14 protein-coding genes are annotated in these 13631 nt (G+C 73.3%); 4 read left to right on the plus strand and 10 right to left on the minus strand.

The annotated features are described in order from the left end of the window. Window positions 1-70: 70 nt before the first annotated feature. The gene (gene dapC, locus IFT73_RS13380) at window positions 71-1183 is read right to left on the minus strand and encodes a succinyldiaminopimelate transaminase (protein WP_192168051.1); all 1113 of its coding nucleotides are present in this window, start codon (window positions 1181-1183) and stop codon (window positions 71-73) included. 5 nt (window positions 1184-1188) lie between these two features. Then, a complete protein-coding gene (gene fdxA / locus IFT73_RS13385; protein ID WP_056611057.1) occupies window positions 1189-1512 on the minus strand; it encodes a ferredoxin in 324 nt (107 codons plus the stop codon). 116 nt (window positions 1513-1628) lie between these two features. Between fdxA and IFT73_RS13390 the strand changes: the two genes are divergently transcribed. Then, window positions 1629-2588 carry a GNAT family N-acetyltransferase gene (locus tag IFT73_RS13390; RefSeq protein WP_192168052.1) on the plus strand — a complete coding sequence of 320 codons (960 nt, stop codon included), beginning with the start codon at window positions 1629-1631 and terminating at the stop codon, window positions 2586-2588. Window positions 2589-2606: 18 nt separating this feature from the next. Here the strand turns inward: IFT73_RS13390 and IFT73_RS13395 are convergent, their stop codons facing one another. The 3 genes from IFT73_RS13395 to mshB all read right to left on the minus strand — a co-directional run bounded on the left by IFT73_RS13395 (window position 2607) and on the right by mshB (window position 6038). Beyond that, on the minus strand, window positions 2607-4697 hold the full coding sequence (locus tag IFT73_RS13395) for a VanW family protein (protein ID WP_192168053.1): 2091 nt from the start codon (window positions 4695-4697) through the stop codon (window positions 2607-2609). A gap of 84 nt (window positions 4698-4781) precedes the next feature. Next, a complete protein-coding gene (locus IFT73_RS13400) occupies window positions 4782-5123 on the minus strand; it encodes a hypothetical protein (RefSeq protein WP_192168054.1) in 342 nt (113 codons plus the stop codon). Between the two features lie 6 nt (window positions 5124-5129). Further along, window positions 5130-6038, minus strand: coding sequence for an N-acetyl-1-D-myo-inositol-2-amino-2-deoxy-alpha-D-glucopyranoside deacetylase (gene mshB / locus IFT73_RS13405; protein WP_192168055.1), 909 nt, complete (start codon window positions 6036-6038; stop codon window positions 5130-5132). 59 nt (window positions 6039-6097) lie between these two features. Here mshB and IFT73_RS13410 point away from each other — a divergent pair, with 59 nt between their 5' ends. Then, entirely contained in the window at window positions 6098-8179 is a 2082-nt protein-coding gene (locus tag IFT73_RS13410; RefSeq protein ID WP_192168056.1) for a prolyl oligopeptidase family serine peptidase, read from the plus strand. A gap of 10 nt (window positions 8180-8189) precedes the next feature. Here IFT73_RS13410 and IFT73_RS13415 read toward each other — a convergent pair whose 3' ends face one another. Continuing rightward, the gene (locus tag IFT73_RS13415; protein WP_192168057.1) at window positions 8190-8459 is read right to left on the minus strand and encodes a hypothetical protein; all 270 of its coding nucleotides are present in this window, start codon (window positions 8457-8459) and stop codon (window positions 8190-8192) included. A 32-nt stretch (window positions 8460-8491) separates the two neighbouring features. Next, on the minus strand, window positions 8492-9436 hold the full coding sequence (locus tag IFT73_RS13420) for an NADP-dependent oxidoreductase (protein WP_192168058.1): 945 nt from the start codon (window positions 9434-9436) through the stop codon (window positions 8492-8494). Window positions 9437-9498: 62 nt separating this feature from the next. Here IFT73_RS13420 and IFT73_RS13425 point away from each other — a divergent pair, with 62 nt between their 5' ends. Beyond that, the gene (locus IFT73_RS13425; RefSeq protein ID WP_192168059.1) at window positions 9499-10740 is read left to right on the plus strand and encodes an FAD-binding protein; all 1242 of its coding nucleotides are present in this window, start codon (window positions 9499-9501) and stop codon (window positions 10738-10740) included. 2 nt (window positions 10741-10742) lie between these two features. Here IFT73_RS13425 and IFT73_RS13430 read toward each other — a convergent pair whose 3' ends face one another. After that, a complete protein-coding gene (locus tag IFT73_RS13430) occupies window positions 10743-11606 on the minus strand; it encodes a bile acid:sodium symporter family protein (protein WP_192168060.1) in 864 nt (287 codons plus the stop codon). Window positions 11607-11722: 116 nt separating this feature from the next. Between IFT73_RS13430 and IFT73_RS13435 the strand changes: the two genes are divergently transcribed. Then, window positions 11723-12439, plus strand: coding sequence for a YqjF family protein (locus IFT73_RS13435; protein WP_371811271.1), 717 nt, complete (start codon window positions 11723-11725; stop codon window positions 12437-12439). A gap of 3 nt (window positions 12440-12442) precedes the next feature. Here IFT73_RS13435 and IFT73_RS13440 read toward each other — a convergent pair whose 3' ends face one another. Together IFT73_RS13440 and IFT73_RS13445 are read right to left on the minus strand one after the other, a co-directional pair. Next, window positions 12443-12874 (minus strand): cupin domain-containing protein, encoded by a 432-nt coding sequence (locus tag IFT73_RS13440; protein ID WP_371811272.1) that lies wholly within the window; start codon window positions 12872-12874, stop codon window positions 12443-12445. 7 nt (window positions 12875-12881) lie between these two features. After that, window positions 12882-13631: a phosphotransferase gene (locus IFT73_RS13445; protein ID WP_371811273.1), complete on the minus strand. Its 750-nt coding sequence runs from the start codon at window positions 13629-13631 to the stop codon at window positions 12882-12884.

Consider the following 13631-nt stretch of genomic DNA (forward strand, 5'->3'; position numbering starts at 1 on the left):
ACGGGTCGCTCGCTCACCGCCCTGGTCGGCGTCAGGTCGCTCGCTCACCGCCCTGCGCGACGGACGCGGGTCAGGCGGTGAGGCGCCGCACGGCCGACGCGACGCGCTCGTCGGTGGCCGTGAAGGCGATGCGTACGTGCCGGGCGCCGGCCGTGCCGTAGAAGTCGCCGGGAGCCGCGAGGACGCCGCGCTCGGCCAGCCACGCGATCGTGTCGCGGCACGGTTCGCCGCGCGTCGCCCAGAGGTACAGCGCGCCCTCGGAGTGCTCGACCGTGAAGCCCGCCGACTCCAGCGCCGCGCGCAGGTCGCTACGCCGCGCGGCGTAGCGCTCGCGCTGCTCGGCGACGTGGTCGTCGTCGGCCAGCGCCGCGGTCATCGCCGCCTGCACGGGGGTCGGCAGCATGAAGCCGAGGTGCTTGCGCACCGCCAGCAGCTCGGTGACGACCGACTCGTCGCCGGTCACGAAGGCGTCGCGGTAGCCGGCCAGGTTCGAGCGCTTCGACAGCGAGTGCACCGCGAGCAGGCCCTCGGACGAGCCGCCGCAGACGTCGGGGTGCAGCACCGAGACCGGCTCACCGTCCCACGCGAACTCGAGGTAGCACTCGTCCGACACCAGCAGGGCGCCGAGGTCGCGGGCCAGCTCGACCATCGTGCGCAGGTGGTCGGCGCCGAGGATCTGGCCGTGCGGGTTGGCCGGGGAGTTGACGTAGACCAGCGCGGGACGGTGCTGCGCGATGACGTCGGGCGAGTCGGCGGCCAGCACCTGGCAACCGGCGTAGCGCGCGCCCACCTCGTAGGTCGGGTAGGCGAGCTCGGGGACGACGACCAGGTCGTCCGGCCCGAGGCCCAGCTGCATCGGGAGGTTCGCGATGAGCTCCTTCGAGCCGACCGTCGGCAGCACCTGCGACGCTGTCAGGCCCGTGACGCCGAACCGCCGCTCGAGCCAGTCGACGGCGGCCTGCCGCAGCGACTCGGGCCCGAACACCGTCGGGTAGCCGGGCGCGTCGGCCGCGGCCACGAGGGCCTCGCGCGCGACGTCGGGCGTCGGGTCGACCGGCGTGCCGATCGACAGGTCGACGATGCCGTCGACGTGCTCGGCCGCGCGCTGCTTGGCACCGGCCAGCGTGTCCCACGGGAACTCGGGGAATCGGGTCGACACCCGCGATGCGTCCGGTGCGCCCATGCGGACTACTCCTGGTTCTGCGGGGGCAGTGCGTCGATCATCGGGTGATCCTTGTCGATCACGCCGAGCTTCGCGGCGCCGCCGGGCGAGCCCAGGTCGTCGAAGAAGTTGACGTTCGCGTCGTAGTAGTCCTTCCACTCCGGCGGCGTGTCGTCCTCGTAGAAGATCGCCTCGACGGGGCACACGGGCTCGCAGGCACCGCAGTCGACGCACTCGTCGGGGTGGATGTAGAGCATCCGCTTGCCCTCGTAGATGCAGTCGACGGGGCATTCGTCCACGCAGGCGCGGTCCTTGATGTCCACACACGGCTGAGCGATCACGTACGTCACGGGGGCGTCTCCTAAACGACTGCTTGAGCTACTGCGGCGAGCTTCGACCAGTATCCCGCCCGGTCGGACGGATGGACTAGTTGGGTCCGCCTCACATCTCGTGGAAGGCTTGAACCATGACTCTAGACGCTCCCGAGGTGGGCACCCGCATCGTCGTGCGGCATGAGACGGGCGGTGTCGGCCCGACCGGCGGCCCGCAGATGACCGACGTCGTCGGGCACGTCCTGGCGGTCGACGACGACTCGCTCACGATCGAGCAGCGGGACGGATGTCCGCGGGTCGTCGACCGGGCGACCGTCACGACCTGGAAGCGCGTCCCCGACCGTCCGGTGCGGCGCCGACGTGCCGTCGCGATCGACGCCGAGGAGCTGACCCGCATCACCTCACGCGGCTGGCCGGCGATCGAGTCGGTCCCGCTGGGCGAGTGGGAGCTGCGCGCGGCCGGACGCTTCACGGGCCGCGCCAACTCCGTCGCCGTGACGGGCTCCCCCGGCATGCCGTTCGACGACGCGCTCGCGCGGGTGCGCGACTTCTACCGCGAGCGCTCGGCACCGCCGCTGGCCCAGGTCGTCGTCGGCTCGGAGCACGACCGGCTGCTGGCGGCCGCGGGGTGGGCGCCGATGGACGGGTACCACGGCGGCGCGGTCGTGCAGGTGGCCGACCTCGGGGCGTCCGGCACCTACGCGCACGACGCGGACGCCCGCGTCTCCCCCGTCGCCGACGACGCGTGGCTCTCGCGCTACGGACGCGTCAGCGACCCCGCCGACGCGCGCGCCGTCATGGAGGCCCCCGCGCAGGTCGGCTTCGTCGCGATCGGCGCACCGGGCGAGGCGATCGGCCGCGTCGTCGTCACGGGTGAGTGGGCGGGACTGTCGGCCGTCGAGGTGGCCCCGGAGGCGAGGCGGCGCGGGCTCGCACGACGCATCGTCGAGACGTCCCTGGCGTGGGCCGTCGGGCACGGTGCCGACAAGGCGTACCTGCAGACCATGCGCAGCAACGAGGCCGCGCTCGCGCTCTACCGGCCGTTCGGCTTCGTCGACCACCACGACTACGTCTACCGCGAGCCGTCGGCCTGAGAGCGGTGGCCGGCGGCGTCAGTCGTCCTTCGGCTCGGGCTTCTTGCCGCAGATGACGCGGTCGGCCGCCTGGTAGTTGGCGGTGTCGGTCTCGGTCTTGGCGACCTTGCCGTCCTTGATGAACTTGCGGACGATGTCGATGTCGAAGCCGGCGATGGGCGCCTGGGCGACGCACCGGTCGGTGTCGTCGTACTGCGTGCCGGGCGACCGGCCGTTGCGGCGCGGCGACGCGTCGGCCTCGACCCTGTCCCAGACCTTGGTGCTCCAGAGCTCGACGTGCATCTCGCCCTGCGTGCCCGGGGTGCTCTTGTTGACGTACGCGCGGATCAGGACGCCGTAGTCGGTGGGGTTCTTGAAGCGCAGGTCGAGGCTGCCGTAGTAGACCGTCGCCTCGCGCCCGACCGGGTAGCGGTCGATGTAGAAGGCGTGCGGGTGGTGCTCGACGTCCTCCATGCCGCCGAAGAATCCCGCGTTGTAGAGCGTCGTGACGACCTGCGAGACGCCGCCGCCGAGCTCCTCGCGGAACACCCCGCCGTTGATGACGGTGCCGGTCACGAAGCCGTTGGCCTCGGTGCGCTCGCCGACCGTGTCGTTGAAGCTGAACGTCTCGCCGGGCTTGACGATCGCGCCGTTGATCAGCTCGGCACCGCGGCTCTGGTTGGTGTTGCGGTACTCGGCGTAGGGGAACTTCGTCTCGAACTCGCCGATCTTCTCGGTGATCTTGAGCGCCTCGGCGTCGGCGGTCGTGAACTGCGGCTGGACGACCTTGGCCTCGACCTCGACCGAGCGCGCGTCGCCGGTCTGCGTCAGGGCCGGGACGAGCGCCGTCGCCATCTCCTCGGGCTGCAGGCCGAGGCCCTCCTTGCCCGGGACGACGACGGGCTTGCCGCCCTCGATCCTGACCGTCGCGTCGACGGCCTTGGTGCCGATGCCGGTGGTCGAGTCGGTCAGCGGCCCGGCGAGCTCCTCGGCGTCGATGACGGGCTTCAGCGAGCCGTCCTGCACCTGCACCGTGAGGGCGGGGGCGAAGGCCGTGACCGGCAGCGCGACCGACGTGTCGCCGACCTTCAGCGTCACCGGACCGCTGACGGCCGGCTCGGCGATCTGCGTCATGGCGGCCGCGAGGCCGTCGGCGTCGACCGTCGGCTCGACCGCGGCGGTCGGCACCTCGATGGGTTCGTCGCTGACGAGGTACGCGGCGCGGATCGCGTCGGCGGCGTCGGAGCGCGACACGACCAGGCCGGCCTTCGGCTGACGTGCCGTGGGCGTGGCCTTCGGGAAGGTGATCTGCGGCTCGACGACCTCCTGGTCGATGCCCTCGCTGATCGCCGCGACCGAGCTCGCCAGCGCGGCGTCGTCGACGTCGAGCACGGGGGCGTGCTCGTGGTCGCCGACGAACAGCGCGACCATGTCGCGCGGGTCCCAGCTGCGGGCGCCGCCCGCCGCGGCGACCGACCGGTCGGCGTCGAGCGCCAGACCGGCGTCGGCCGGCTTGATCGCGAAGGTCTTGCGGCCGTACGTCAGGTCGATCTCACGATCGGCGACGGGGGCCAGGGCCTGCTCGAGCGTCGCGCGCGCGTCGGCGGGCGACTGGCCCGAGACGTCGACGCCGGCGATCGTCGTGTCGGACGGCATGCGCGTGCCCGTCAGGAAGTAGCCCGTCACGTACGCGGCGCCGACCAGCGCGACGACCGCGAGCAGCGCGTACCGACCCCAGTGGCGGGACGATCCCGACCCGGTGCCGCTGTCGCTGCCGCCGTCGGCGTGGTCGCCGCCGTCGGCGGACGCCTGGGGGCGGTCGTCCCAGTCGTCGCTGACGGCATGAGCGGGGATGACGAGATCGTCGTCGCGGGCCACGCGGGTCTCGGGCGCCGGGCCGTCCTCGACCGGGGTGCGCCGGACGGGCGTGGGTGACTCGTCAGCGGGCGCGGGTGACTCGACAGCGGGCGCGGGCGACTCGTCGGCGGGCGTGGGCGACTCGTCGGCGGGCGGGGCGTCGGTCAGGTCGAGCTCGTCGTTCTCGAGGACCAACCCGGTCTCCGGGTCGACCGTCACGTCGTCGGCCGTCGCGTCGTCGTCGCGCGGACGGTCTGGCGTCTGGTCGGTCATGCGTGTCTCCCCTGGATCAGCATCTCGCCACGCGGGGCGGGGCCACAGCGGCGGGATGTGCCGCGAAAGGCTGTCCGTCCCCCGTCACGATCGTGGTCCGAGCCTAGTTCGCGCCGCCACGACAAGCACGATGACCCCCAGCGACCCGGCCGTGAACGCCATCCCGAGACCGTCGGAGGCGACGAGGTAGCTGCCGCCGGGCGACCACTGCAACGCCAGCAGCGCACCCGCCCAGCCGATCGCCATCCACGCCCCTCCCACGCGCATCGCGTCGTTCGCCGCGACCGTCACGAGGGCCGTCACGACGACCGTCGCGACGAGCCCCCACGGCCACGTCACGCCGCCCGCGGCCCACACCTGCCGGTGCACCACGGCCCCCAGCAGGCAGTCGTAGGCCCCGACGACCACGAGGATGACACGCAGCACGTCGGCCTACAGACCTGCGAACAGGTCTTCCTCGAGCCCGCTGTCGCCGACCGGCCCGCGGGCGCCCTTGACGAGGCGGTAGAACTCGCTGCCCCACACGACCGCCGCCATGTCCATGCCGCCGGCGAAGAACATGCCGTCCTCGGTGATCTGGCTGCGGTGCGCCTTCATCGCCGCGAGCTTGGCCTGCACGTGCTCGGGGGCCTCGATGACGGCGTCGAGGTGCTCGTCCTCGATCGCGAACGGCGGCAGGTGATCGGGGTCCATGCCCTCGAACGTCGTGGTGTCGCCCGTCGCCCGGATGGCCCGCAGGCCCTCGCGGAACCGCGACGCCGACATCGCGACCCAGTAGATCTTGGCGACGTCCCACGCCTCGCCGAGATCGGGGCGGTACGAGCGCGCGGCGGCGAGGTCGGCACCGTAGTGCGCGACGCGGTGCGCCTGGACGTGGTCGGGGTGGCCGTAGTTGCCGAAGTCGTCGTACGTCACGAGCACCTGGGGCCGCACCTCGCGGATGACCGCGGCCAGCTCGGTCGCCGCGACCAGCAGGTCGGCGTTCCAGAACGCGTTGTCGTGGATCTCGTCGGCGGCGGTCGCATGACCGTTCTCGTCCCACTTCATGCCGGAGTCGCGGAAGCGTCCGGCACCGCCCAGCAGACGGTGGTCGGTGACGCCCAGCTCGGCCATCGCCGCGGCGAGCTCGCCGGCCCGGTGCTCGCCCAGTGCGTCGTCGCGGTCGGCCGCGAGGTGCTCGAGCTCGGGCACGAGGATCTCGCCCATCTCGCCCAGCGTGCACGTCACGAGCGTCACCCGGGCCCCGTCGGCGACGTACTTGGCCATCGTCGCGCCGTTGTTGAGCGACTCGTCGTCCGGATGGGCGTGGACGAGCAGCAGGCGGCGGTCGGGGGTCGTCATGGGCCCAAGGCTACTGGCCGGAGCGCGTCCGCCGACGCCGACAATGATTGACTCGACGCATGACCGTCTCGTACCCCCGCCTGGCCGCCCGGACCCTGCGCTTCACGCTCGGTGTCCCCCGCTCGATCACGGTGTCGCCCGACGGCGGCACGGTGCGCTTCATCCGCACCCCCGACGGCGTGACGCGCACGGGCCAGCTGTGGGAGCACGACGTCGCGACGGGCGCCGAGACCGTCCTGGTCGACCCCGCCGAGCTGCTCGGCGACGACGGCGAGCAGCTCTCGGCCGAGGAGCGCTCGCGCCGCGAGCGCAGCCGCGAGTCGGCGGCCGGCCTCGTGGCCTACGACGTCGACGCGACCGGGCGCTGGGCGTGCTTCGCGCTGTCAGGACGCCTGTGGGCCGTGGGCCTGGGAGAGGGCGGGGCCGTGCACGCCCTGCCCAGCGTCGGAGCCGTCATCGACCCCCGTCTCGACCCGACCGGCCGCCGCATCGCGTACGCCTCGGGCGGCGCCCTGCGGGTCGTCGGCGTCGACGGCGACGACGAGCGGGCGCTCGTGTCGCCGGAGTCCGACACCGAGGTGTGGGGCCAGGCCGAGTTCATCGCGGCCGAGGAGATGGACCGCTTCCGTGGCTTCTGGTGGGCGCCCGACGGCGAGTCGCTGCTCGTCGAGCGCTTCGACGACGCGCCGGTGCGGACGTGGTTCGTCGCCGACCCCGAGAACCCCGAGCGCGAGCCCGTCGCCCAGCGCTACCCCGCGGCGGGCACGCCCAACGCCGACGTGACCCTGTGGCACGTCGGCCTCGACGGCCGCCGCACCGAGATCGTCTGGGACCGCGCCGAGCACGAGTACCTCGGCCGGGTCACCTGGTCGGCCGACGGCGCGCCGCTGCTGCAGGTCATGAGCCGCGACCAGGTCTCGTCGCAGGTGCTGTCGGTCGACGTCTCGACCGGCGCCACGACGGTGCTGCGCACGACGCGCTCCGACTTCTGGGTCGAGCTGACGTCCGCCCCGCGGTGGACGCCCGACGGACGGCTCGTCACGGTCGAGGCGGGGACGTCGTGGCACGTCGCGGTCGACGGCGAGCCCGTGACCCCCGACGGCTGGCAGGTGCGGTCGATCGTCGAGGTGTACGACGACTGCGTCGTGGCGACGGCGTCCGAGGAGCCCGCCGAGGTGCAGGTCGTGCGGTTCGGCCTCGACGGGTCCGTCGTGCCGCTGACACGCGGCGCGGCGGTGCACGGCGCCGTCGTCGGCGGTCCGACGACCGTCGTGGTCAGGTCGGCGCTCGACGTCGTCGGCACGACCGTCACGGTGCACCGCGACGGCGCCGAGCCGACGAGCGTCCGGGTCGTGTCGGAGCCCGCACCGTTCGAGCCGCAGGTCACGATGCTGCGGGCCGGCGCCGACGAGATCCGCACGGCCGTGCTGTTCCCCCACGGCCACGAGCGTGGATCGGCGCGGCTGCCCGTGCTGATGGACCCGTACGGCGGTCCGCACGCCCAGCGCGTGCTCGCCTCGGCCCGCGGCTTCCTCGAGGCCCAGTGGCTGGCCGACCAGGGCTTCTGCGTCGTCGTCGCGGACGGCCGGGGCACCCCGGGACGCGGGCCCGCGTGGGAGCACACGATCCACCACGACTTCGCCGGGGCGACCCTCGACGACCAGGTCGTCGCGCTCGAGGCCGTCGCGGCGGCGTACCCCGACGACGTCGACACGTCGCGCGTCGGCATCACGGGCTGGTCGTACGGCGGCTACCTCTCGGCCCTCGCGGTGCTGAAGCGTCCCGACGTGTTCCGCGCCGCGGTCGCCGGGGCGCCCGTGACCGAGTGGCGCCTGTACGACACGTGCTACACCGAGCGCTACCTCGGCGACCCGGCGACGAACGCCGACGTCTACGACCGCAACTCGCTGATCCCGCTGGCGCCGCTGCTCGAGCGTCCGCTGATGCTGATCCACGGGCTGGCCGACGACAACGTCGTGGCGGCGCACACGCTGCGGCTGTCGTCAGCCCTGCTGGCGGCGGGCAGGGCGCACACCGTCCTGCCGCTGTCGGGCGTCACCCACATGACGCCGCAGGAGGTCGTGGCCGAGAACCTCAAGCTGCTGCAGGTGCAGTTCCTGAAGGACCACCTCGACGCGTGAGCCGACCCCGTCAGTGCTTGAGACGTCGGGGCTGGCCCGGGAGCGGGGGCGGTTCCGCCGCGGGCTCCTGAGGATCGCCGGGGAGCCAGCCGCCGTAGACGTCGACCATGTCGACGACCCGTTCGTCGAAGGGCTCGACGACCAGCACCCACGCGCGGTCGTCCCAGTCCTCCTCGCCCGCGAACGCCTCGCGCCGCAGCGTCGTGGAGTAGCCCTCGGCGTCGAGAGCGGCCACGAGCTCGGCCGCGTCGTCGTCCTCGTCGAAGTAGACCTCGCCCATGCCCACATCGTAGGACCCGGCCGCGGGCCGCGTCAGGGGACGAGCGCGAGCTTGCCGCCGGGGTGGCCGCCCATCAGCTCGGCGACGGCCGCCTGCGCGTCGTCGAGGGCGTACGTGCGCGCGACCGGCACCACGAGCTCGCCGCCGCCCGCCAGCTCGACCAGCCGCGCGCGGACGCCGTCGCGGAAGCGGGCACTCTCGGGATCGGCGCCGGCCAGCGCCGTGAAGCCGTCCTGCTGCGCCCTCGCCCTGGCCGCGATCGTCACGACGCGGGTGCGGTCGGAGACCAGGGCCAGCGAGACGTCGACGGCCTCGTCGGTGCCCACCGCGTCGAGGGCGACGTCGTAGCCGGACGGCGCCGCGTCGCGGGCCCGCTGCTCGAGCCCGTCGCCGTGCGCGACGGCCGTGCCGCCGAAGCCCTCGACGACCGCGAACCGTCCGGGGCTGGCGGTGCCGACGACCGTCGCGCCGAGCATCCGCGCCTGCTGCAGGACGCTCACGCCGACCGCCCCGGACGCGCCGTGCAGCAGCACCGTGTCGCCCGAGGCGACCCGGGCGGCGCGCAGCATGTCGGCGGCCGTCGCACCGGCGAGCAGCAGGTTGGCCGCCTCGGCGAACCCCAGCGAGGCCGGCTTCGCCAGCACGTCCGCTGCCGGGACGTTGACGGCCGACGCGTACCCGCCGCTGATCCGGAAGGCCAGGACCTCGTCGCCCACCGCACGGCCCTCGACCGCCGAGCCGACCGCGGCGACGACCCCCGCGACCTCGTAGCCGATCGCGACCGGCAGCCGGCCGGCGTCGGTGCCCGCGGCGACGTGCTTGACGTCGGCGGGGTTCATGCCCGCGGCGCGCACCTCGATCGTCACCTCGTCCGCGGCCGGGGCCGGCAGGTCGTGCTCCTCCAGCGTCCAGCCCTCGGGCGAGCCGAGCTCGCGAGCCATCCACCGACGTGCCGTGCCGCTGCGCTGAGGTGCCATGCGCCCAGTCAACCCCTCACGGCAAGCGCGCGCCGTCCGGACCGTGGGCGCACACTGGACCGGTGACCACGACCAACTGGGCCGGCAACCTGACGTACGGCGCCCACACCCTCCACCGCCCGACGACGACCGACGAGCTGCAGCAGGTCGTGCGCGACGCGACCCACGTCCGTGCGGTCGGGTCGCGCCACTCGTTCAACCGCATCGCCGACACCGACGAGGCGCAGGTGTCGGTCGCCGACCTGCCGGTGACCGTCAGCGTCGACGAGCCCGCCCGCGTCGTCACGGTGTCGGCCGGGCTGCGCTACGGCGAGCTCGTCGAGCAGCTCGACGCCGCGGGCTGGGCGCTGCCGAACCTGGCCTCGCTCCCCCACATCTCGGTCGCCGGGGCGATCGCCACCGGCACCCACGGCTCGGGTGACCGCAACGGCAGCCTGGCCGCCGCCGTCGCCGCGATCCGGCTGGTCCGCGCCGACGGCGAGCCGGTCGACGTGCGACGGGGCGACGACGAGTTCGACGGCGCGGTCGTCTCCCTCGGACGGCTCGGGATCCTGACCCACGTGACGCTCGACGTCGTCCCGCGGTTCGAGGTGCGCCAGGACCTCTTCGAGCACCTGCCGTGGTCGGACGTCGAGGAGCACTTCGACGCCGTCACCTCGAGCGCCTACAGCGTCAGCATGTTCACCGACTGGACCGACGGCGGGCCGCACCAGGTCTGGACGAAGTCGCGCGTCGACGACGGCGCCGTGACCGAGCTGTTCGGCGCCTCGCTCGCGACCCGCGAGATGCACCCCCTGCCGGACGTCGACGCCGGTGCCACGACCCGCCAGCTCGGCCTGCCGGGCCCGTGGTGGGACCGCCTGCCGCACTTCCGGCTCGAGTTCACGCCGAGCGACGGCGACGAGCTGCAGACCGAGTACCTCGTGCCGCGCACCGTCGCGCTCGAGGCGATCCGGGCGGTGCGGGGCCTCCGCGAGGGACTCGCGCCGATCCTGCTGGTCTCCGAGATCCGCACCGTCGCCGGCGACGGGCTCTGGCTGAGCCCCAGCCACGACGTCGACTGCGTCGCGCTGCACTTCACGTGGCGCATGGACGTCGAGGGGGTCGAGGCCTTCCTGCCGACGCTCGACGACGCCCTGGCCCCGTTCGCGGCGCGACCGCACTGGGGCAAGGTGTTCGAGACGACGCCCGAGCGCCTGCTGGCCGCGTACCCCCGCCTGCCCGAGTTCCGGGCGCTGGTCGGCCGCTGGGACCCCGACGGCACGTTCGCCAACGAGCTCACCGACCGCTGGCTCGGCCTCTGACGTCAGGCCGGCTCGCGGGCGACCCGGCGCGAGATGGCGTGGCCCCACAGGGCCGCGAAGACGAACATGAAGATCGAGTAGACGGCGGCCGGCACCGACACCTCCGTGGAGTCGAGCACCTCGACGGCGATGTAGATCGCCAGCGTCGCGTTGTGCACGCCGATCTCCATCGACGACGCGATGGCCTGCGCCGCCGTGACGCCCAAGGCCTTCGGCACGACGTAGCCGATCACGAGGCTCGCGGCGCAGAACAGCCCCGTCGCCAGGCCGACGTCGCCGACGTACTCGCCGACCTGCTCGCGCTGGTCGACCAGGATGCCGATCACGAGGATCGCGAGCACCGCGGCCGACCCGATGCGGACCGGACGCTCGGCGGCACCGGCGAACCCGGGCCTGGCCGAGCGCACCAGCATCCCGAGCAGCACGGGGACGAGCACGATCGCGAACACCTCGACGACCTTCGAGAACTGCAGCGACACCGAGTCCTGCCGGTCGTAGTAGGCGATCGCGAGGTTCGTGATGACCGGCAGCGAGAAGATCGCGATGACCGAGTTGATCGCCGTGAGCGTCACGTTGAGCGCGACGTCGCCGTGGAACAGGTGGCTGAACAGGTTGGCGCTGGTGCCGCCCGGCGACGCCGCCAGCAGCAGCATGCCGATGCCCAGCAGGGGGTCGAGGTCGAGCACCACGACCAGCCCGAAGCACACGAGGGGCAGCACGAGCAGCTGGCACACCAGCGCGATCGCGACGGCTCGGGGCTGCCGGCGGACGCGACGGAAGTCGTCGGCCGTGAGCGACAGCCCGAGGCCGAACATGATGATGCCCAGGGCGAGCGGCAGGCCGACGGTCGTGAGCGCGGAGTCCATCACGACACCCTAGACGTGATGCCGGTCACACCCCGCGTGTGACGCGATCCGCGCCCGTCCACCGCGCCGGGACGCCCGGACGGCTCCATACTCGAGAAGTGAACACGTTCAGTACTGTGCCCGAACCCCTCCGCGGCCCCCGCATCATGCAGCAGGACTGGAACCGCATCTCGTTCGTGCACTGGGCGGTCGACCCCGAGCTGGTCGCGCCGCTGCTGCCGCCGCTGACGCGCCCGGACGTCCTCGACGGTGTCACGTACGTCGGCCTGATCCCGTTCGACATGCGGCACGCCGGCTTCGGCCGCGGACCGGCCGTGCCCTACTTCGGCGACTTCGCCGAGACCAACGTCCGCCTCTACTCCGTCGACGCGCAGGGTCGCCACGGCGTGGTGTTCCGGTCCCTCGAGACCGTCCGGCTGGCCGTCGCGATCGGCGCCCGCCTGGCCTTCGCCACCCCCTACACCTGGGCGCGCATGAGCATCGCCGAGCAGGGCGACACGATCGAGTACACGACCCACCGGCGCTGGCCGCGACCGCACGGGGCCGGGGGCACGATGCGCGTCCGCGTGGGCGACCCGATCACCCGGCCGTCGGCCGTGGACGAGTTCGTCACCGCCCGGTTCGGCCTGCACACCCGCTGGATGGGCCGGACGCTCTGGATCCCGAACCACCACGAGCCGTGGCCGCTGCGGCGTGCCGAGCTGGAGCACCTCGACGACGACCTGGTCGCGGCGGCAGGACTGCCGGGGGTCGTCGGCCGCGCACCCGACTCGGTGCTGCACTCGCGGGGCGTCCGCACGGCGTTCGGGATGCCGCGCCTCGTGCGCGGCTGAGCCTCACGCGTCGTCGGCCAGCTCGAAGTCGTCGAAGTCGAAGCCCGGCGAGACCACGCAGCCGACCAGCGCGTCGGTCGACGACGGGACGGTGCGCTGCCACACACCGGCGGGCACGAGAACCTGTGCGGCGTCCCCGGCGCCGAGATCGAGCCCGACCACGACCACCTCCGTCGCCGCGGGACGCCCGCCCGTGCCGCCGAGCTCGAGCCGCACCGAGCCGTGCTGGGCGATCCACAGCTCGTCCGAGGCGACCCGGTGCCACGCCGACGACTCCCCCGACGGCAGCAGGAACAGGATCGTCGTGGCCGTGGGTCGCACCCGCCCGTCCGGCAGGGTCACCTCGACGTCCGAGGCCCAGGTGCGGCGGTACCAGCCGCCCTCGGGGTGGGGCTGCAGGTCGAGCATCTCGGCGAGCGGCGGACGCTGCGTCACGACCGGCTCACAGTGCCGCCTCGATCGCCGGGATGCGCGCACGGAAGGCCGCGACACGGTCGCGGGTGCGCTGCGGCTCGCCGACGCGCCCGAGGTTGACGAACCCCTGGTCGCCGCGGGCCTGGCCCGCCTCGATCCGGTCGGACGCCGTCGACATGCGCTCGACGACGGCCTCGAGCACCGTCATCGGGCCCCACTCGCCGTAGGCGTCGACCAGGATGTCGAGGCGACGGGCGACGTCTCCGACCGGGATCTCGCGGTACAGCGGGATCGCGGTCCAGGCCATGAAGGCGAGGTCGTCGATCGCGCGTCCGGGCCCGGCCATGTCCCAGTCGATCATCGCGACGAAGTGCCCGCTCTGGATGATCCAGTTGTACGCGCCCGGGTCGTTGTGGCAGACGACCTGGTCGGCGGCGAGCTCGGCATCGCCCCCGCGCCAGGTCCGCACCCCGGACGGACGGAACCCCTCGACGACGTCGTGGAAGTCGCGCAGCCACGTCACGGCCTCCTCGAGGACCGTGTCGAGCACGACCTCGTCGTCGACCGGCACCCCGCGACCCTCGACGTGCTCGAGCACCTCGCGGCCCTCGTCGTCGACGCCGTGCAGCGCCGGGACGCCGCGCAGGCCCTCGGCGTCGAGGAAGGTCAGCAGCTCGTGCACCGCGGGCGTCCACGGGCCCGTCGGGCGACGCACCGTGCGGCCGATGCGGGTGACCCCACCGACCGCTCCGGGCAGGTGTTCAGCGTCCTCTGGCAC

Source organism: Aeromicrobium sp. CFBP 8757 (genome assembly GCF_014841755.1).
GTDB lineage: Bacteria > Actinomycetota > Actinomycetes > Propionibacteriales > Nocardioidaceae > Aeromicrobium.

Excerpts from the sequence above, each read along its gene's own strand:
- dapC (WP_192168051.1), bottom strand. The coding sequence starts at position 1,183 with ATGGGCGCACCGGACGCATCGCGGGTGTCGACCCGATTCCCCGAGTTC.
- IFT73_RS13390 (WP_192168052.1), top strand. The coding sequence starts at position 1,629 with ATGACTCTAGACGCTCCCGAGGTGGGCACCCGCATCGTCGTGCGGCAT.
- IFT73_RS13395 (WP_192168053.1), bottom strand. The coding sequence starts at position 4,697 with ATGACCGACCAGACGCCAGACCGTCCGCGCGACGACGACGCGACGGCC.
- mshB (WP_192168055.1), bottom strand. The coding sequence starts at position 6,038 with ATGACGACCCCCGACCGCCGCCTGCTGCTCGTCCACGCCCATCCGGAC.
- IFT73_RS13410 (WP_192168056.1), top strand. The coding sequence starts at position 6,098 with ATGACCGTCTCGTACCCCCGCCTGGCCGCCCGGACCCTGCGCTTCACG.
- IFT73_RS13415 (WP_192168057.1), bottom strand. The coding sequence starts at position 8,459 with ATGGGCGAGGTCTACTTCGACGAGGACGACGACGCGGCCGAGCTCGTG.
- IFT73_RS13420 (WP_192168058.1), bottom strand. The coding sequence starts at position 9,436 with ATGGCACCTCAGCGCAGCGGCACGGCACGTCGGTGGATGGCTCGCGAG.
- IFT73_RS13430 (WP_192168060.1), bottom strand. The coding sequence starts at position 11,606 with ATGGACTCCGCGCTCACGACCGTCGGCCTGCCGCTCGCCCTGGGCATC.